21 protein-coding genes are annotated in these 19,179 nt (G+C 65.6%); all 21 read right to left on the reverse strand.

Annotated features, from left to right (window positions below):
• Window positions 1-6: 6 nt before the first annotated feature.
• Window positions 7-726 carry a hypothetical protein gene (locus DBY63_RS11950; RefSeq protein WP_108582159.1) on the reverse strand — a complete coding sequence of 240 codons (720 nt, stop codon included), beginning with the start codon at window positions 724-726 and terminating at the stop codon, window positions 7-9.
• Window positions 723-998: a hypothetical protein gene (locus tag DBY63_RS11955; RefSeq protein ID WP_146750248.1), complete on the reverse strand. Its 276-nt coding sequence runs from the start codon at window positions 996-998 to the stop codon at window positions 723-725. The genes DBY63_RS11950 and DBY63_RS11955 overlap by 4 nt, the downstream gene beginning before the upstream one ends.
• The gene (locus DBY63_RS11960; protein ID WP_108582157.1) at window positions 998-5,167 is read right to left on the reverse strand and encodes a DUF1983 domain-containing protein; all 4,170 of its coding nucleotides are present in this window, start codon (window positions 5,165-5,167) and stop codon (window positions 998-1,000) included. The genes DBY63_RS11955 and DBY63_RS11960 overlap by 1 nt, the downstream gene beginning before the upstream one ends.
• Complete coding sequence (locus DBY63_RS11965) at window positions 5,164-5,562, reverse strand: hypothetical protein (protein WP_108582156.1); 399 nt, start codon at window positions 5,560-5,562, stop codon at window positions 5,164-5,166. Before DBY63_RS11965 ends, DBY63_RS11960 begins: the two co-directional genes overlap by 4 nt.
• A 4-nt stretch (window positions 5,563-5,566) precedes the next feature.
• Window positions 5,567-6,166, reverse strand: a complete 600-nt coding sequence (locus tag DBY63_RS11970; protein WP_108582155.1) for a hypothetical protein — start codon at window positions 6,164-6,166, stop codon at window positions 5,567-5,569.
• The gene (locus DBY63_RS11975) at window positions 6,166-6,750 is read right to left on the reverse strand and encodes a hypothetical protein (RefSeq protein WP_108582154.1); all 585 of its coding nucleotides are present in this window, start codon (window positions 6,748-6,750) and stop codon (window positions 6,166-6,168) included. The genes DBY63_RS11970 and DBY63_RS11975 overlap by 1 nt, the downstream gene beginning before the upstream one ends.
• 42 nt (window positions 6,751-6,792) lie before the next feature.
• On the reverse strand, window positions 6,793-9,579 hold the full coding sequence (locus DBY63_RS11980) for a phage tail tape measure protein (protein WP_108582153.1): 2,787 nt from the start codon (window positions 9,577-9,579) through the stop codon (window positions 6,793-6,795).
• Window positions 9,580-9,632: 53 nt separating this feature from the next.
• Complete coding sequence (locus tag DBY63_RS11985; RefSeq protein WP_108582152.1) at window positions 9,633-10,067, reverse strand: hypothetical protein; 435 nt, start codon at window positions 10,065-10,067, stop codon at window positions 9,633-9,635.
• Window positions 10,068-10,147: 80 nt separating this feature from the next.
• Window positions 10,148-10,441 (reverse strand): hypothetical protein, encoded by a 294-nt coding sequence (locus DBY63_RS11990; RefSeq protein WP_007159404.1) that lies wholly within the window; start codon window positions 10,439-10,441, stop codon window positions 10,148-10,150.
• A 14-nt stretch (window positions 10,442-10,455) separates the two neighbouring features.
• Complete coding sequence (locus DBY63_RS11995; protein ID WP_108582151.1) at window positions 10,456-10,830, reverse strand: phage tail assembly chaperone family protein, TAC; 375 nt, start codon at window positions 10,828-10,830, stop codon at window positions 10,456-10,458.
• 9 nt (window positions 10,831-10,839) lie between these two features.
• Entirely contained in the window at window positions 10,840-11,334 is a 495-nt protein-coding gene (locus DBY63_RS12000) for a phage tail tube protein (RefSeq protein ID WP_108582150.1), read from the reverse strand.
• A gap of 63 nt (window positions 11,335-11,397) precedes the next feature.
• A complete protein-coding gene (locus DBY63_RS12005; RefSeq protein WP_108582149.1) occupies window positions 11,398-11,763 on the reverse strand; it encodes a DUF3168 domain-containing protein in 366 nt (121 codons plus the stop codon).
• Window positions 11,763-12,197, reverse strand: a complete 435-nt coding sequence (locus tag DBY63_RS12010) for an HK97-gp10 family putative phage morphogenesis protein (protein ID WP_081320912.1) — start codon at window positions 12,195-12,197, stop codon at window positions 11,763-11,765. Before DBY63_RS12010 ends, DBY63_RS12005 begins: the two co-directional genes overlap by 1 nt.
• 2 nt (window positions 12,198-12,199) lie before the next feature.
• Window positions 12,200-12,538, reverse strand: a complete 339-nt coding sequence (locus DBY63_RS12015) for a phage head closure protein (RefSeq protein ID WP_108582148.1) — start codon at window positions 12,536-12,538, stop codon at window positions 12,200-12,202.
• Window positions 12,538-13,014, reverse strand: coding sequence for a head-tail connector protein (locus DBY63_RS12020; RefSeq protein WP_108582147.1), 477 nt, complete (start codon window positions 13,012-13,014; stop codon window positions 12,538-12,540). The genes DBY63_RS12015 and DBY63_RS12020 overlap by 1 nt, the downstream gene beginning before the upstream one ends.
• Before the next feature lie 3 nt (window positions 13,015-13,017).
• On the reverse strand, window positions 13,018-13,407 hold the full coding sequence (locus DBY63_RS12025) for a hypothetical protein (RefSeq protein WP_108582146.1): 390 nt from the start codon (window positions 13,405-13,407) through the stop codon (window positions 13,018-13,020).
• Window positions 13,408-13,448: 41 nt separating this feature from the next.
• Complete coding sequence (locus tag DBY63_RS12030; RefSeq protein WP_108582145.1) at window positions 13,449-14,669, reverse strand: phage major capsid protein; 1,221 nt, start codon at window positions 14,667-14,669, stop codon at window positions 13,449-13,451.
• Window positions 14,670-14,681: 12 nt separating this feature from the next.
• Entirely contained in the window at window positions 14,682-15,551 is an 870-nt protein-coding gene (locus DBY63_RS12035) for a head maturation protease, ClpP-related (RefSeq protein ID WP_108582144.1), read from the reverse strand.
• Window positions 15,552-15,554: 3 nt separating this feature from the next.
• Complete coding sequence (locus DBY63_RS12040) at window positions 15,555-16,841, reverse strand: phage portal protein (RefSeq protein ID WP_108582143.1); 1,287 nt, start codon at window positions 16,839-16,841, stop codon at window positions 15,555-15,557.
• Window positions 16,841-18,523 carry a terminase large subunit gene (locus tag DBY63_RS12045; RefSeq protein ID WP_108582142.1) on the reverse strand — a complete coding sequence of 561 codons (1,683 nt, stop codon included), beginning with the start codon at window positions 18,521-18,523 and terminating at the stop codon, window positions 16,841-16,843. Before DBY63_RS12045 ends, DBY63_RS12040 begins: the two co-directional genes overlap by 1 nt.
• The gene (locus DBY63_RS12050) at window positions 18,520-19,089 is read right to left on the reverse strand and encodes a terminase small subunit (RefSeq protein ID WP_108582141.1); all 570 of its coding nucleotides are present in this window, start codon (window positions 19,087-19,089) and stop codon (window positions 18,520-18,522) included. The genes DBY63_RS12045 and DBY63_RS12050 overlap by 4 nt, the downstream gene beginning before the upstream one ends.
• Between the last annotated feature and the right edge of the window lie 90 nt (window positions 19,090-19,179).

Genomic DNA, 19,179 nt, shown 5'->3' on the forward strand with positions numbered 1-19,179 from the left:
AGGTGGTCACCACTCGTCGGTGGGCATCGCGTAGATCACCGGCTGGATGTAGTTCGGGTTCGAGCCGTTCTCGCCGGTGATCTGCATCGTGAAGCGGGCCCGGTTCTGATAGACGTAGAGCGCTGGCACATAAACCATGTCGAAGCCGGCAATTCCGTCGGTGGGTGTCACGATGGTGTTCAGCATCACGTAGGCGTCGGCGCGCACGCTGTAGGCTACCGCCGTGTCCCACGCCCAGTACCGAGTTGTGCCCTCGCGCCGGTTAGAAACGCTCCAGGCGCGGGTCGCGAACAGGTAACGCATGCACGGGTAGCCGGTATCGAACAGCACCTGGCCGTCAGCCTGGCGCCGTAGCCGCATCCCGTAGCGCGCCGACGAGGCTGGCGGGTTGGATAGGCTCGCGATATAGCGCCAGCTGGTGATGCCGAAGGCATTGCCCAGAGCGGAGAAGCTGAAGCCCGTCCAGTTGCCTGGCCCGCCTTCGATTCGGACGTCATAGGCCAGCAGCACCGCGCCGCTCGGGCCGGCGAAGGGCCTGATCTGGGCGAAGACATGCGGCTTTTCCTGAGTCTGGATCGGCTGAGCGAAGCCGACGAACATCCGGCCGCCGGTGGCGCCCGAGTCGATGGAGAACGTCCCGCGGCGGACCACATGCAGGACGCCGTTCTGCTCGTCGAGGATCAGCTGGTTCGAGCTGCCCCGGATGCGCACTCCGTAGCTGCTCATCCGAACGACATCCCCATGATCGTCACCTGGGTGGGTGCCTGCCCGATCCCGCGGACATAGACGGTGTTGCCGTTCACCGAGTACGGCGGCAGCGCTCCTTCGCTCTCGACCCAGATCATGCCCTGGGTGCCGAGGCCGTTGATGGTGCGGGTGACCTCCATGCCATAGCTCATCTGCAACCGCTCGTAATAGACGACCCGACTCGAAAAACTCTCCGAATCGAAGATCATCCGCCCCTGCTCATCGCGCAGTCGTACTGCTCCTGCTGCCATCAGCTCAGTCTCCCGATTTTCACCAGCTCGACGCCGCCGGCCACCATCTGGAAGCCGCTCTCGTTCTGCACCGTGTAGACGCCATCGGTTTGCTGGTCGCGGATCACCAGGGTCCCGGCGTTGAAGTCCAGGCTCATGATCGGGGCGCCGTAGGCGGTGAAGGCCTGGGAGCGAATGCCCTGACCGATCAGCGCCTCGCTGATGTAGGCCTTGTTGATGAACGCCGTGTCGATGAACGTCTGGTTGTTGACGACCGAAAAGAAGGACCGCCCGCGGCCGTCGATGCCTGGCCCCAGCACGACGAAGCGGTCAGCAGCCACGGCTACCGAGGTCTGCAGGCCAGTAGTCCCGCCGCCGCCCTCGATACCGACACCGATGCCGGCCATGTAATAGGTGCCGTCCTGGGTGACACCCAATTTCACAGCCCAACTGGCGTTCACCTTTCCATCGGTGGTCACCTGGGCCTGGCTGATCTGCTGCACGCTGGCGACGGTGCTTGCCAGCGACGCCTGGGTGGTGTCGATCCGCTGCGCCAGGGCGCTGTCATTCTGGATGCGCGCGGTCTGCTCAGACTGGACGAGCCCCTGCAACCAGGTGTTCGCCTCACCCTGGGCGGCCTGCACGGTATCGACCCGGCGCCCGAGGGCACCATCCGCATTCGCGCGCGCGGTCTGTTCCGACTGGATGAGGGCCGCGTTGTCGTTGGCCTTGGCCTGCACTGTGTCGATGCGCTGTCCCAGGGCGCCGTCGGCGTTGATGCGGGCCGTCTGCTCGGACGTGACGGCCGCCGCCGCGCCATTCGCAGTGGCCTGGACCGAGTCGACCCGAACCGCCAGCGCGCTATCCGCCGTCGCCCGGGCCTGCTGCTCGGCCGTGATCTGCGCCGTGTTGCCGGCTACCGAGGCATTGGTCGTATCGATGCGGCGACCCAGGGCGCTATCGGCATCGGCCCGGGCGTACTGCTCGGACCAGACACCTGCCAGCACCTTGGGCGACCCGGCATACCAGTCGTTGGCACCGGCCAGCGGCGGGTTCACCTGGGCGTAAATGCCACTCACCCGGGTGGTGACCGCCGAGAGCCCGGCTTCGGTGTTGTCGGCGCGGCCGGTGAGATTGTCCACGGCCGACGATAGCGCCGTGTTCCCCGTCTTCGGATCGGTGACGCGCGCCGTCAGGGTGCTGATGTCCTGCGCCAGGGCCTGGTCGGCGGCGGCGCGGGCGGTCTGCTCGGCGCTGAGGGCTGCGTAGCTGGCGCCCGGCGAGGCCCGGCCGATGGCCACCCAATCCAGTTCGTAGAAGTCGGCGGCGCCCTGGCTGCCCAGGTCCAACCGGATCTGGTTGACCGTGCCCGTCCAGGCCAGGTTGAGGATCACCGTGGAGACGCCGTTGACGTCGAACGCCGGGGCGTCGATCGCCATCGAGCTGGCCCAGTTGTCGCCCCAGTACAGTCGGCCGTTCCAAGACGGACTCCCGGTGCGGCGGATGCGAAAGCGCACCTGCCGGTAGGTGTCGGCGTTCACCGCCAGGCTGACCGGACTGTAGACGCTGGCGAGCGCCGCATTGGCCGGGCGTAGGAAGCCACCCGCCGCCGTGGGCGTCCCGTTGCCGGTCCAACCATCGGTGCCGCTGTCGAAGTACCAGATAGCGCCCGAGTCGAACTGCTCCCCTACCCCGGCCGACACCAGGCTGATCTGCTGGGAAAGCGCCTGCTCCGCGCTGAGGCGAATGCGGCGCTCCTGGTAGATCAGGCCGGACGTCACCTGGTTCGGATCGGTGCCGGTATAGCCGCCGCGTAGCTGGGCGGACAGGGTGTCCCGCGCCAGCGCCTCGGCGGCGTCTCCCTGGGCCCGGGCGAACTGCTCGGACCATACGCCCGCGTAGGTCGCCGGCGATCCCGCCGCCCAGCTGCCGCCCGCCATGGGCGGATTGACCTGGGCGTAGACGCCCTGGATGCGGCTGGACATCTGCTCATCGGCGGCTTGGCGGATGGTCGCCTCATTGATGATGGCCTGGCCGCGGGCGGAGGCCTCCGCCGCCAGGTTGTCGGCGGCACCCTGGGCGACCTGCTGCAGGCCGGACTGTCGCGCCTGCTGCTCGGCGACGATGGCGGCAGCGCGGTCGGTACGCTCTTCCGCCAATCCCGACTCGATGAGCGGGATCTTGTCGATCTGCTTGCTGAGCTCCTGTCCGAGCAGGCTCTGATTGATCTGGCCGCTCAGCGCCGCCAGGTAGGCCGACACGTCGTTGGAGGTGTAGGCGATGATCTTCAGGAAGGCGCTGGTGCCGTAGGCGTTGCGCGACCGCACGAAGTAGGCGTAGGCGGTCGAGAACGCCAGCCCGGTGTGGGTGAAGGTCATGCCGCGGCCCAGGTACTGGCCGTCCCGCTCCGTCGCCTGGGGGTTGGTGCTGAAGTAGAATTCGTAATCGCCGCCGTTCAGGCCGACGCTGTTGCGCGGCACCAGGGTGATGGAGTCGATCGACGACTGGACTGCCACGGACTCGGGGATCGGCGGGCCGCCGATGCTGACGGTGATGCTCACCTCACCCGAGCGGGCCATAGGACCTACCGCGGCCACCGACATGACGTAGTTGCCCGAGGGCAAGCCGCTCAGCGGGCAGGTTACCGCCGTGTCGGGGAGCTGCTGCGCCTGCACCACGGCCGTGCCCTGGCGAACGGTGACGGAGTAGCCGCTGACGATCCCGGCCGGGCGGGTCCAGCTCAGGACGCCTTGCACCACCTCGGCGGTGGAATCCGGCGTCCACTTCAGGTCGGTGGGCGAGCCCAGGCCACCGGCGGGCAGGTTGATGAAGCCGATCGGATTGTAGGGCTTGCCCACGGCGTCGTCGAAGATCGCCGGCTCGTACTGCTGCAGGGAGACGGTGCAGGCCTCCTGGGTGCCCATGCTCCAGTCGGTCACGATGAACTCGCCCGACATGTTCAGGGACGGCAGATCCAGACGCACTACCCGCCCCGGGCGGCAGTTGTAGCCGGCGAAGTTCATGGGCAGGTTGATGGTGCCGCCAGCCCGGCGCCGGCGCAGCTCGATGTTCGCCAGGCGCTGGGCCTGATAGGGATCGTTGACGTAGGAGAAGGTCAGGGTCTCCGCCGCCTCGCCGCCGTCCTCCAGCACCCACTCGGCCACCACCACCTCGGGGTAGTCGGTCTCGGTCCAAGACTGCTTAGGATCCATGAAGGTGCCACGCACGGTGTTGATCACCGCGTCGTTGCTCGGCTCGGTGGTCCCGGTGACGGTACCGATCACCATGTCCTCGGTGATGGTGAAGTCGGCCGGGCCATAGTAGGCGCCTGCCTGCAGCATCCAGCGGCCGCCCACGCGGATCAGCTGACCGGCGCAGGAGGCCTCAAGCTTGGCCAGCACCTGGGTGCGGGACTCGTCGGCGCCGATGACGCAACCGGTCCGGTAGCGCGGGCTGCCGGTGCCATCAGGGTTCGAGGTGAACTCGTCGCAGACGTTGGCCGCGCTGGCGAAGGTCTCGAATACGATCTCATCGTCCGGCACGTGGCATCGGTTGCGCAGGAACCAGAGGATGTGGAGCGCGTTGTTCTCGGTGTAGATGCTGGCGCCCGAGCGCGGGTCATAGATGTCGCGGCGGCCGCGCACGACGAAGCGCACGTCCGGCAGGCCGCTGGGGAATTTCTCGGCGCTGTAGCGCAGCGACAGGCGCACGAAGCTCAGGCCGCGGCCGATCTGGGAGTCCTTCCAGTCCGGGCAGTAGGTCTTGAGGAAGGTGTTGACCTGGGTCGGGTTGACGATTAGTTCGTAGCTGGCCTGCTCGGCGAAGGTGGCAATGCTCTCCTCGCCCAGGAAGATGTCTTCCAGGCCGTCGATCTCGCCTTCCGACAGCACGTAAACGAGGTGCAGCCACTCGCCATCGGCATCAGCGCCACCCTGCTCCTGGGCCCAGGCCAGCACGCCGCCGGTGCTCACGCGGCCGAGGATGTAGCGCGTCGGCGCCTTGCTGGAGCGGACGGTCTGGGCAGACGGTTCGCTCTCGCGCAGATTCGACTTGGCCGCCAGCTTCTCCTGCTGGTTGGCCGAGTACAGCGCCAGGCCGGCGCCGATCACAGCACCCCAGGGGCCGCCCTGCATGAAGCCGACAACGGCGCCAATGGCGACCTGACCGATCTTTCCTACGCCCTGGCTCATTCAACTCTCCAAACCACTTCAGGCTCACACTCGACGCGCGCGGCGCCGATCTCGACCGACGTCCAGAACTCGCCGGCCCAATACACCGCCACTCCGCGCCCGTTCGGGCCCTGGTACAGCGCCACGTCGCCGCGCTGGATGTAGGCCGGGTTCACCCGGGCGAAGCAGGCATCCCAGGCCGCCTCCAGGCTGCCGTGGCGCTTGCTCAGCGCGCGCTTGGCCGAGGCCTCGCTGTCGTACTGGCCGCGGTAGTCGGCCGCTGGGTCCACGCCGCACACCGCCAGGGCGCAATCGGCGGCGAACAGACAGCAGTCGAACTCGCCCCATGAAAAAGGCCGCTCGGAGGCGGCCTTGATCGTGTCGTTCAGTCGGGTGGTCCAGTCGCGGTAGCGCATCGGGTTACTCGTAGGTGAAGGGCGGCGCGTCCTTGCTGGCGCCCCAGTAGATGGGCCATTCGGACATCTGCGCCACGGCGTAGAAGAAGCGGTCGCCCTGGTGGCGCGCGCGGTGGTTCTCGTCCGTCCAGCGCTCGGTGCCGGTGCGGTTCCATTCGGCCATGCGGTCGATCAGCGGGACGGTGATCTTGTTGCCGTCCTGCCCATTGCCGGCGTAGGACAGCTGGGCCGCGTCCATCCGCCCGGAGAACAGGATGTCGGCGGCGTACTCGCCGGCCTGGTTGAAGACCACGAACATCAGCTTGCCCTGGCGCCCCCGGCAGCCCTTCACGCTGGTCTCCTGGATGATGGTGCTGTCGAGGCCGTTCAGGGTCAGGTCGATGGACATGGGCGAGCCGCTGTTGCTGCTCTCCTGGGCCTGGCCGACCTCGCCGAACTGGCCGACGCCGGTGTAGGTGATGCCATCGATCACCAGCTCACCGGTGCCGGTGTGGGCAAAGACCATCCCGTCCGGGAAATCCAGCTGCACCGCCATGACAGCCAGGAAGTTGCCCTGGGCGATGATGTCGATGACGCGCTGGCTGAAGGGGAACATGGACGCCATCAGAAGGCCTCCCGGAATGCCAGGTTGGCGTTGGCAACGATCGGCTGGATGCTGATCTGGTGGGTGTCGTCGGCCCGGCGCATCACGGCGTAGGGGTTGCGGTACTCCACGGCGGTGCCGGCGGCGATCGCCCGGCGGATCCGCTTGTTCAGGTTCAGCGTCACCAGGCCGCTGGCGTTCGACGTGGCATCGTCCACCACCTCGAACATCTCATCGGCCACGGTGATGTAGTCGCCGCGGCTGAAGACCTTGGCGCTGGCCGTCACACCGTTGAGCTGCATGAAGGTCGCCTGGGCGCTGGCCTGGGCTACCTTCGGCGCACCGATGTTGTCAGCCCGGGTGCGGGTGAAGGCAGGGATCTTCACGGTGCCGAACATGCCCTGCAGGCGGCCGAGCATAGAGGTCAGCTCGCGCTCGTCGGCGCCGAACAGGGCCGGGAAGCTGAGCTGGCACTGCCAATAGGCGCCCGGATAGCCGACCAGCTGTTGTGCGTTCGACAGCGACGAGGTGAAGGCCCGATTGTTGTAGACGATGCCCCAGGTCATTTCCCGAGGCGTGAGGCTGGCGGGCCATTCGATAGCCATGGTGTCTCCAGAGATTGATGCCCGCCTGCGCGGGGAGCGGCGTTACTTCTGCTTGCGGATCATCTGCATCAGCGGGCCGTTGCGCTTCACGTCCTGGACCGCCAGCTGGTAGCCGGCCCGCGCGCCCTCTTCCGCTGCGCGGTTGATCCGCTGCAGGGTTGCCTCGTCGGCGGTGCCCATGACCTGGATGGGGACGCTGATGGATGCTCCGCCAGGCGCGCTAGGTATCGCAGCACCGCCGGAATGACCGCCAGCAAGGGCTCGGACGCCAAGAGAGCCATCCGCAGCTCGCGTCAGTGGCATGATCGCCTCCGGCCCTGCTTCCCCCATCAGACCCAGGCCGCCGCTGTGCGCGAAGGCGGTGGGCGTCGCAACCACCTGATTAGTGAAGGCTCCGCCGTTGGCGAACATTTGCATGCCATTCGCCCAGGCGCCGCCCATTGCCTGAGTTGCGCTGAAGAGGGATAGGACAGACTGCCCAGTTTCGCTCTGCTTGAAAGATGAAATTCCTGACACCAGCGCCTGGCGCACCTGGATGCGAATCAGGTCGGTGATAATGGAATCAGTGAAGCTACGGAAGTCCAGCTTTCCAGTCTTGACGAAGCTGGTCAGAGCATCCTCTGCACCACTGAATGCATCTTGGAACAGGGACTTTGTCTGAGCCGCAACGTTGCTCGCAGCTTCCTCGTAGTTAGCGAAGGCGCTACAGACTCCATTGGTCCAGTCGGAGTTGAACTCATCCTGCTGCCTGTAGAAGTCGGCCGTAGAATCCAGCGACTTCCGGTGATAGGAATTGAGGTCGGCCAGCTCCTGCTCGTACTGGCGCTGGCTGATACCGCCATTGCCCTCGCCCAGTTCTGCCTTGCTCGTCAGGTCCCGCAGCTGACGTTGATACTGCTGCTCAGCACGGAGCCGCTCCCGGATGCGCTGCTGGTCCTTGTCGCTTTGGCCAAGGCCTGCGAGCTGCTGCGCATACCCATCCTGCTCTGATTGCAGCTGGTTACCCAAGCTATTCCGGTACGCCGCGATCTTCGCGTCCTCCTGCTGGAGCTGGATGCGCTTCTCCAGCGCGGCGTTGGCCTGGTATTCCGTACGTAGCTTGTCTTGCGACGCCAGAAGGCTTTTCTGGTCAGCCGTGAGAGTTTTCTTCTCCTTCAGGTCAGCGATCCGCTGCTCAAACTCCAACAGATCGCGCTGCTTGGGACCGATCTTGCTGGTAGTGCTGAGCTGCTCATCCAGGACAGCACCCTGCTGCTTCAAGGTCAGCAACAGGCGCGTCGCCTCGTCGTCGGTGTACGCCTTTACTCGTGGAGCCTTCTTGTCCTTGAATTGCTCCTCAATATTGGCCTTTATCCTCGCGATGTTCTCCGGCTTCAAGCGCTCGTCGTTGGGCGCTTCTTTCCGAATTTTATCCAGCAGCCGGTTGTAGTCCTTCAGAGCGTCGGCGCGCTTTTCAGCATTGGTTCTGGATGACTTTTCCAGCTCATCGACCTTCGCCATTGCGGCGATCGCTTCTCGCTGCTGTTGAGCTCCAATTCCTTCGGCGGCGGCGATCGCCGCGCGCGTATCTCTGCTCTGCTTCAGGTAGGTAAGTTGCAGCTCCAGACCGGCGCGCTGCTGATCCTGCGCCGCCTGGTCACGACTTGCCTGTCGACCGGTAAGAGAGCTGCGCGCGGGAAGATCATCCAGCTGCTTTTGGACCTTCTCAATCTGTTGCTCCAGGGTGTCCTCGCGCCCAATGTTGAGCATCGCGTCCCAAGCAGCCTTGGCGCCGGTAGTGAGGCTTTTCCAGGCAGATTCTAGGCCTCCAAGGTTCTCCTTGATGGTCTTGGCACGACCCTGCAAGGCTTCGGCATAGGTAGCCTCGGCCAGGTTGGCAGCAGCTGTTTTATCGCCCTGCTCTTCCAGCGCCCGGATCTGAGCGTAAACCGTAGCGGTGAGGTAGTTGTATTGCTCATTGAGCGCGGCCGAAGCCTTGGTGGGCTCGTCGGCCAGGCGCTTGAACTCGGCGACCGTATCGGACACCGCCTTGCCGGTGGCGGACTCCCAGGCCACGGCGGCTACGGCCATTTCCTTGAATTGGTCACTGGTGAGCAAGCCCGTGGTGACCAGCTGGGCCAGGGCGTCAGCTGCGGCGCCGGTGGTACCGGTCACGCCGCTGACTTCCTTGGCCAAGTCCGCCATCTGACCGGTGTTCTTGCCTGCCAGGTTGCCAGTCGAGACCAGGGATACCCGGAAGGCGTCCTGCTCGGCACTGCCCTGCTTATAGGCCAGCGCGAGAACGGCAGCCGCGGCGGCCAGCAGGGTGAAGGGATTGATCATGCCGGTGATGTAACCGCCCAAGGCGCGCGCAGCCGGGCCGATACCGCCGAACATGTCCTTCAGCTGTCCGCCCTGCTGCAGCAGAACCGTCAAAGGCTGCTGCCCGGCCTGCAGGCTGACCACGATGTCGGTAAACTGAGCCGGCACGCCACGCAGTGCCGCGGCCTGAGCCTTTGCGCTCATCGTGTACTTGTCGTTCGCCGCGCTCGCACCGGTCAGGCCGTCGCGCATGGCGTTCAACTTGCCCAGGTACTCGGCATAGTCATCAGCCGGCAGGCGGTTGGCCTTGCGATGGGCCGCCAGCTGCTGCTCCATCTTGTCCAGCTCGCCCAGGCGCCCCACCACCGGGTCGATCCTGCCCAGCAGCTTCTCCAGGTCGTTCTGCTGCTTGGTGGTCTCGGTCTTGAACCGCTGCATGGAGCGCGAGGCACGGTCCATGCCCTGCTCGAAGCCGCCGGTCTTGGCGACCAGGTCAAGCGTCAAACTGCCGAGGGAGCGGGTTGCCATGTTTTCTCCGGCCAATAAAAAACCCGCCGGAGCGGGTTATTTGAAATGGGACTTCAATATTTGAATGGGGCTGGATCGCCAAGCAATGGCTGCGGCTTATCCCACATGTCTCGGTACCCTCGCACCTGGTAGGAATAGCCAGGCCTAAGGTCCAGGACCAGGCCTACCTGGCCGCCACCAGCGCACATCGCGTTGTTCTTGATGCTCAGCTGCGCAGGGCCGGGGGCATGGTAAAGCTTCACGCTCTGGCCCTGGCCGGTCTCTGCGGCAAGCTTACCGTCCAGGTAAACGGACATGCCCGCGCCGAAGCAGCTGGCAATCCCTGAATCCTGGGTGAAGACGATCCTGGCATCATCCGGCCCGGACTTCCGGGAAAACGCATAGATGTTCGACTGCGAAACTTGTTTGGCCGCATCAGGCGACACAGGACTGGTCTCACAGCCGGTCAACGCCAACATCAGAGCGGCACACACCACCATCTTGCGCATAGCGATAACGCCTCAATTCCATGTGAAGTGTGAAGCGTAGCACCAAATTTCGGTGCCACTTCGCTGCGCGGCGGCGATGATCAGTGCCATAGCTCCCGCGCCCGCTCGACAGAGATGCTCGACCAGTCGTCCTGCTCCTGGGTCAGAGCCGACTCGTAAGGCATGAAGGCCTCCATTTCCACCTCGCCACCATGGATCCGGCTCAGCACCGTAGCCAGCATGGCAAAGCCGTGCTCCAGGCGATTGCCCAGGTTCAGGCTACCGCGCCGGCGGATGTAGGCGTACCAGTCCATCGCCTCGGCGTAGGTCAGCCGTTCCTTGGCTTCGAGGATCGTGCACCCGCCGATGCCGTGCAGCACAAGCTCGTGCCACACCTCATCGGCGGGTGTCAGTTTTTTGCAGCGCCCTTCCCGATGCCGTTGACCTCGTGCACTGCATTGAGCAGCGCGAAGGCCAGGTTGGGTTCGAGGTTCAGCGCGTCCTCGTAGGGGATCTGCTCGTCGCCCTGCTCGCCCAGCAGCACGCATTCGCTGATCAGCTTGGCGTTGCGGCTGCGCTTCGCCACAGCGGCCTCGTCCTCACCCTCGGCCGGCGCGTAGAGCTTCTCGATCACGCCGAAGGACTGACGCTTCACCAGCACGGTGAACTCGTCGATCACCGGGTTTTCCTCGGCATCCAGCTGGCCGCGGTCCCATTGGATGGTCTTCTTCACGGGCGCCGCTTCGACAAAGGCGCCGGCGGCTTTCAGGTCTTTCAGCTTCATGGCGATTCCTTAGCTGGCGCTCTTGGGCGTCCAGGCGCCCGGGCCGGAGCGCTGGATGGTCAGAGCCGTGCTCACAACGGTGTTGGTGGCGAAATCGAACGGGAAGTCGGAGACGTAGCCGTCGAAGGTAAACCAGGTGCGGGCAGGTGGCAGGGTGAAGTCGCTGCCACCGCTGGCGACGGTCGGCGGAACGGTACCGTCCGAGAAACCCACCGCTAACTTCAGATTGGCGTCGCTATCGTCGGCGGCGAGCTGCGCCAGGCGGACGTGGCTGGCCTTGGTCGGATCGGCCTGGACAGTGCCAGTGGCGCTGCCCGGGGTGCGCAGGCCTTTCATGAAGGTACGGGCCTTGTCCTTCAGGGTGGTGGTGTCGATTTGATCGGCCGGCGAGCCACCGGGGTTGAAGGCGGTCAGGCCTTCGATCTCCAGCACGGTGTTGGCACCGGTGCCGCTGGCGGGCGGGACCAGGACATACACCTGGGTTCCTTGGGTCTTGATGGACATGGAGCGTCTCCTGCGGGCATGAAAAAACCCGCCGGAGCGGGTCGAGGGGTAGTCGGTGAAAGGTCAGCGGAGCACAGTCCACTCGATGTCGAAGCTGACCCGGTAATTCTTGGTGTCTCGGTCGCGGTTCTCGCCGTTGTAGGCCACCAGGTAGGCCACACCTTCCAGCGCGTCACGCAGGGCCGTAGCGGCGGCGCGGGTCCTGGCAGCAGTGGCGCCGTAGACGTCCACCTGGGTGCGGAAGCCATCCACATCCGGCTTGCCGGACAGGTAGTTCTCCGGGCTACCGCTGATGACCTGCCAGGCGGCATACGGCAGCGCGGTGCCTTCCTCGGCCTCGCCGAAGGGATAGACCCGAACAGGGTCACTGCCCAGCAGCGCCTTGACCTCGGCGGACGCCGCCGCAGCCTTGAACAGAGGGGGAAACATCAGACCAACTCCTTGTTCAGCTCGTCGTCGAGCACATCGATGAAGGTCTGGATGACGTCCGGCACGTTGTTGTCCAGCGCCGGCCGCATGAATGGTCGGGCCCGGGATCGCTCGGTGCCCAGCTCGACGAAGCGCCAGTAGGTCGGGTTCGGTGAGTTCTTGTCGTAGCGAGCGCCGCCCATGACGCCTACCCGCATGACGATCCCGCCCTCGCGCCGGCCCTTTATCGTGCCCTCACGGATCACGATGAAGTCGGCGATGTTCATCGGCGTTTCCGGGTCATCCTGCTGGTTGGCGCGGTCGACCGCCTCGTCGCGGACGATCTTCATCGCCGCCCGCGCGGCCCGACGCACCGAAGACCGCTGGACCTTCTCGGGCAGCTGGGTCAGCCGCTCGATCGCATCATCCACGCCCTTGAGGGTAAAGGTGATCATGGTCAGCCCTCGTCGAGTCCGCCGGACACCATCAGGGTGAGGTACTCCCGCCCGGACCGGGGGTCGGGCAGGACAGCCTCGATGTTGTAGATCACGCCGCGGTGCACGGCGCGCATGGCGGCAGTCACCCCAGCGCGGTACCGGATGACGATCCGAGCCGTGACCTCGTTCTGGGTCGCCTGGCCGGCGATGAACTCGCGGCCGCTCACCGGCTCGACTGAGCAAGGGATAGGCTTGTCGGTCAGGTTCGACCAGCCACTGATGATCTCGCCAGTGTCTGGGTCCTGGTGGCGCCCGCTGCGCTGCAGCATCACGCGCTGCCGGAGCTTCCCGGCGCGCATCACACACCCATCCCGGTACGGTACGGCGCCAGCAGGTGCCGGGAACCCATGGGGATCTCGGCGACGGTCACGCCGGTGGCCACGTCCTCGCGGTTGGCGAAGAGGTGACCGAGGATCAGCAGGCACGCGGCCTGGATTGCGCTGTTGATGACGATGCCCCGGGCCTTCATCTCGACTTCGGCCCGGGCATCGGCGAACGCCTGGGCGGCACGGTCACGCGCGCCCCTGCGGTCATTGAGGTCTACCACTACGTCAGCAGCAGCCACGGCTTGTTCGTAGCGGATGCGGGTGGAGCTGATCGCCGCCGGCACTTCGGCCAGGGCGGCGTCCAGTGCGTCCTGATCGGCATAGAACCGCCGCTGCATGTACTGGCTGGCCGACTCCTCGGCACCATCCAGCATGGCCTGGACCAGGACCTGATCCTCTTCCTCGGCCAGCAGGTGCTGCATGGCGATCGCTATGCTGATCACGGACATCGGTTACTCCTTGTCGGCTGCGGGCTCGCCGCCAGCGGCCAGGCGCGCTACTTCGGCCTTGGCCTCGTCCTGGTTGCCAGTGAAGGCGCCGACCTGCTTGTCTTCGGCGTCGACCACGATCCACTTGCCGCCACCCTTGTGCTTGGCCTTGAAGGCCGGCGCGGTGGTGGACGCAGTCGGGTTGGTGCCTGCCAGCGAGGCGCTGGTGAGGCCGCTGGGCGGCGCCATGGAGACGTTGCTCAGCGTCAGCTCGGGCTCTTCTTTGCCGGCGTGCTCCTCAACGAAGCCATTCCGCAGAAGATCGCGCCCGTGCTGCTCGTCGGTGACGAACACGCGGCCTTCCGGCAGCGTGGTCATGCCGAAGAACAGCGGGCGAAGGGTTCGCAATTTCATCGGTCACTCCAAGGGGCCGCCGGAGCGGCCCGGTTGCTGGATCAGGAGCCGGAAGCCGGGGCAGTGAAGGAGCCGTAGATGAAGGCCTCGGGACGCTTCACGGCCAGTGCCAGACGCTCTTCGCAACGGATCGAGACCATGTTCTTCTCGAAGTCGTCGGCGTTCTCGGTGGAGATCACCACGTTGGCGTCTTCGCGGTCGAAAATCTGGGCGCCGGTCTGGAACGCACCGGTGAGGAACTTGCCCTGGAAGGCAGCGATTTCGGTCGCAACCACCGGTAGGCCCCACAGCACCGGACCAGCCAGGCCAAGCGGGTTGGCCAGGATGTAGCGGCCCAGGGTGTCCTTGGTCAGCTCGATCTTCGCCCAGTCCATGAAGTGCAGGACGTGGCCGGAGGCCGGCAGGCGAGCCAGCTGGGCTTGCAGCATGGCCAGGCGCAGATCGTCGATGCCGGTCTGGTTGGCGACGCTGAAGGCGGCGCTGTAGGCCGATGCCTGCGGAACGATGCCCTTCAGGTGCGCGCCGGTGCCGGTGCCGAACAGGATCTCCTGCTCCTCGACGTACTTCAGGCCGTAGCGCATCTCGGTGTCGATAGTGGACTGCAGCTGGGCGAAGTCGTCCAGGATCTGCTTCGACGCCTTGAACATGTGCGCGATGGTGGTCACCGGAGTGATCTGGGTCGCGAAGGTGATGTCGCTGTAGGGCTTGGTGGTGTTCTCCGGCACGACACCGGCGTTGTTGGTGAAGCCGGTCTGCTGCACCCAGAAGATCGCCGGCGAGGTGGTGCGGCCGGGGGCGATCAGGTCACGGATGAACAGGCGCTGCTTGGGGCGGACATCGATACCGGGCAGGCGATCGGGCTCGACCACGCCGGAAGCCACGCCGGAGCTGATCAGCGCTGCCTGGACCGGGACGCTGACGCGCTTGCCGCCTTCGACGCTGGCCGCGAACTGCTTCAGGGCCTCGCTTTTGATGACCAGGCCACCGACGGTATCGCGGGCCGAGGCCTGGGTCTGGCCGGGGATGCGGGCGAATTCCTGCTCCAGCTCGCCGAGCTGAGCCTTCAGCGCCTTCTCGGCTTCAGTGAGGCTGTTGAAGCGAGTCGCCAGCTCGTCGACCACGGCCTTGGTCTCGGCCGAAAGATTGCCGGCCTTCTGGGCCTCGGACAGGGCGTTCTCGGCCTTCTTGCTGAAGTCGCTGGAAGCCTTCTCCAGTTCAGCGGATACCTGCTTCAGCAGATCGGCGGTGTTCTTGTCGCTCATGGTGAATCCTCATTATCGGGTAGCGGCTGCCGCGAAGCGGGCCAGGGCGGCCTGCAGGTCGGCGATGGGTTCGGCCAGGTCGGCCTGTTGGTCGGCAGCGTCGCGCGTACCGTCAGGGGCAGCGCCAGGCGTACCCTTGAGTTCTTGAATCAGGGCCCGGCGCTCGGCGCGTGGGATGCCCTGCTTGGCCAGCAGCGTGTCCATGCGGCGCGCGGCCACCTGGTGGGGCGCTGCCGCCTTGGTGTCTTCGGTGGTGGCGTCGGAGTCCAGCAGGCTGTCGGCGAAGCCGGCCTCGACGGCCGCGGTGCCGCCCATCCAGGTCTCGACGTCCATCAGCTTGGCCATATCAGCGGCCTTGTCGCCGGTCTTGACGGCGTAGATGTCGGCCAGGGTGCCGTCGATCTGCTCGAGGAAGGTCGCGATCTCGCGCAGCTCGTTGCGGTCGCCGGCACCGATGGTCCAACTGTTGTGGATCATCAGGAAGCCGGCCCGGGCGATCTGCACCTCGTCGGCGGCCATGGCGATGAAGGAAGCAGCCGACGCGGCCAGGCCCAGCACCTGGACGGTCACCTTGCCCTTGTGCTCGCGCAGCAGGTTGTAGATGGCCAGGCCCTCGAACACGTCGCCGCCGGGGCTGTTGATCTTGACCGTCACGTCCTTGTCGCCGATGGAGCGCAGCGCCGCACTCACGCGCTTGGCCGTCACGCCCTCCCCCGTCCACCAGTCGAATCCGATCGGGTCGTACATGGTGATGGTGGTGTCGTCGGACGCCGCCGCCTTGATCGCCGGGTTCCAGCGCTCCAGGGCCAGGGGCATCAGGTCGCACTGGATCTGCGCGCGCGGCCGGGCCTCCGGCGCTGCCGGAATGGTCTTGAGGGTCATGGGTTACTCCGGTTTCTGGTCTTGCGATGCGGCGGGGAACAGCCAGGCGGCCAGCGCCGAGCGAGCTTGCTCGCCGTCCTGGGCCTGGCCAAGCTGGTCAATCGGAAGCAGGTTGGACTGGACGGTGTAGACGTCGCCGCCGGGAATGGGCGGCAGGTTCTCCAGGCGCCGGACCTCGTTGCGGCTCATCCAGCCGTTCTGGAGGCCGGTGGTGTAGTAGCTGGCCCGGCCCGCGCTGTCGGCGCGCAGCAGGCCCTCCACTGAAAACTCGGCGAAGTATCGACCGTCGTTGTCCAGCAGGCAGCGGCTGATCTCCTGCTCGATGTTCTCCAGCAGGGGACGCAAGCCGTTGGTGAGCCATTGCAGGTTCATGCCTTCGACGCTCGACGCCCAGGACGACTGCTTGTCCATATGCCCGACCATGAAGGGCGGCACCCGGAACCAGCGGCAGATCTCCTCGATGGCGAAGTTGCGGGTCTCCAGCATCTGGGCCGCCTCGGGGTTCATGGTGATTCCCTGGTACTTCAGCCCGGCCTCCGCCACCAGGATCTTGCCGGAGTTGGTCGAACCCATGAAGTTGGTGAGGTTCTTGCGCAGCTGTTCGCGCTGCACGTCGGTCAGCTTGGTGTCGCTGCTCAGGATCCCGGAAGCCTGCATGCCTTGGGCGAAGACCTTGGCCGCGGCCTCGTCAGCCGACATGGCCGCGCCGAAGATGTCACGGCCGGTGTTCACCGGCAGGAGGCCGCATACCCCGTCCAGGCCGAAGCCGCGGATGTGCATCAGGTCCTTTTCGCCGATGACACGCTGCTGGCCGTTCTCGGTGTAGGTGTACTCCAGCCGTCCCGTGTCCAGCCGCTTGACCACCATGCACTGAGGCAGGAGCGGCACCAGGGCGACGATGCGACTCCCCACCCGCTTCTTCTCGACGAAGGCGTTACCGCGTAGCGCGATGCTGGCCACGATCATCAGGATGAAGCGCGCCGGGGTCATCTCGGCGTTGGGGCTCACCGTCAGCAGACGGTAGAGCGGATGCTCCGTCGCCTGAACTCGAGATCCATCATCGCGGCGCTCGTACAGCCGCAGCGGTAGCGTCGATACCGACTCCGAAAGCAGCCGCACGCACGCCCAGACCGCAGAGAGCTGCAAGGCCTTATCGACCGTGACCCGCTTGCCGCTGGCAGAGGTGCCGCCCATCTCCTTCCAGAATGCCCCGTCCAGCAGACCGATAGGCACGCCGAGCCAGTCCAGCAGCGCGGATTTCACCCGGCCTGGTTTCTTGTTGCGCGCCATCAGAGTCCTACCATGATCGGGTTGTCGTAGAAGCCGGAACTGCCGCCCAGCGCTTCAGGATTGAGCGAAATAAGCGATACCGCGTTGAACAGCGCCATCAGCGGGTCGATCTTGGCCGAGCCACTGGCCTGCTTGGTGATCAGGATCGAGTTGCCACGCGGCTCCACCCGGGCATTGCCGCAGCACCAGGCCATCATCGGCTGGCCGCCGTGCACTAGGGCGCCCTGGGCAAGCCGGCGCTCTGTGGTCTTGATCGCGCCACCCAGCTTCCAACCCTGGGAGATACCCACGATCTTCTCTTCTGGGATGTCGGCGGCCTCCAGGGCGTCTCGGATAGCGCCGATGCCCGCCGGGTCGACGCCGATCTGGTCAAGCAACCCGGCCGCTTCGACCGATGCGGCCAGTTGGGCGACTTCGTGGACGTCGTCGCCGATATTCTCCACCAGGGTGAGGTGGCCATCCTTCGCGAAGTCCCGGAACCGAGGCGCTTCAGCCTTCCGGCGCTCCAGCACCGAAGGGTGCGCCCAGGCATGGGTCCACGCCAGCCAGCGCTGTGTGCCGATCTCGCGGCCCGCCGCGGCGAAGCCGAGCAGGTCGTCGAGGCCGCCGCCGTCGATGCCCAGGTCAATCACCTCGCAGCGCTCGATCAGGTCCTCCAGGCTCTGGCAGATACCTGCGGCCTGCTTTTCCCAGAAGTCGGCGCCGGCCCAGCGATCCGAGAGCAGCGCCAGACCGATCTCGACGTTGAGGTGCTTGGCCAGGAAGCCGCGGAACGACTCTTCGCCGTCCAGTTGGGCCTGGGCATAGCCGCGCTCAATGAAGGCCTCGTCGACCGACAGCCCCAAGTTGGGGTTGGTCACGTAGGCGTTTGCCGCATCCCGGTGGGCGCCGGCGTCCAGCAGGGCCTTGGGAAACTCGTACAGCACCGGCAAGAAGGACTTGTCGTCGATCTTGCCGTCCCGCACCTGTCGGGCATAGAGCAGCTTCTGCCGGAAGACGCCGGCTGGCGGGTCATCCGACTGGGTGGTGGCCCAGATGATAAAGCCCTCGGGCCGCGACGCCAGGCCGCCGGTGGCCTCCCGCAGCATTGCCTCGGCGTTGTTGCGCTTGCCGAACACCCACAGTTCGTCGATGAAGACGCCGATGGCCTTCTTGCCCGATACCGTCTCGCTGTCGGCAGCCACCACCTTGAGCGTGGCGCCGGTGACGCGATGGGTCACGGTCCGGATGTGGTTCTGCACCTGGATGAGCTCTTTCAACTCTTCGTCGGCGCCGACCATGTCGCGGATCGGGATGTAGCTGTTGTCGGCGATCTCCTTTGTCGGCGCGATGATCACGAACTCGCCGGAGGGTCGCCAGTTGAGGATCAGCGCCGTCAGCATGATGCCGGCGGCGATGGTCGACTTGCCGTTCTTCTTGCTGATCAGCAGCAGGAACTCGGTGATCATCCGCCGCCCAGTCTCGGCATCGTAGGCGCCGAAGATCGCCGCGACGAACTCGTTCACCCAGGGGCGGACGGTCTCGCACATCAGCGGGCTGCCGGTGGCATCCACCATGCGCAGCTGGCCGAACACCTCCAGCGCCTCAGCGGCCTGGTCCGGGAAGAGCGGACCCCGCGGGATGAGCGACTCGCGAGCAACGATCCGGCGCTCCCAGTCGGTGCACGCGGTCGACCACTTCACGGCCTACCGCCTGGCACCGCCTTGAGCTGCGGCGGCTGGCGCGGGCCGAACTTGCCCCCAGCGATCTGACCGGCTTTCTCTTTCGCCTGCTCCTTCTTCCCACCCTCGCCGCGGCGCTGGTGAACGAAGGGCATCAGCGCCTTGGCGGCATCGACGCGCAGCTTCGGCTCGGTGCCCATGTCGTTCATGACCGCCAGCAGGAAGTCCTTCGGGTCGGCATGGGTCAGCGCCTTCGCCAGGTCGAAGCCGGCGGGCCCAGGCTCGTCACCCAGGTCATCATCAGCGACGTGCTCGGGTGCAGCAGCAGGAGCTGGCTCAGCCTTAGGCGCGCTAGGACGGCGCTCCTTCTTCGGGCTGGCTTTAACATCCGCTTTAACACCGCTGCCCTTGGGGGCCAGGGCGTTCAGCTTGTGCAGCTCCAGCTTCACATCCACATCGGCGGCCAGGCGCGAACCCGCTGCCGACGCGGTTTTGGCCGAGTACCCGGCGGCGATTGCCGCATCTTTGTTGGACGCACCTCCCCTGACCGCGTCGATGAAGGCGCGCTTCTTGGGGGTGAGGGCCATTTAACAAAAACCTGTGGGAGGAAAAAAATCTGCGAATGCGAGGGGGCGCGGTCTAGAAGCCCTCAGGCTCCAGACTTTGGACCCGCCTAC

It is taken from the genome of Pseudomonas sp. RIT411 (assembly GCF_003057735.2).
GTDB lineage: Bacteria > Pseudomonadota > Gammaproteobacteria > Pseudomonadales > Pseudomonadaceae > Chryseomonas > Chryseomonas oryzihabitans.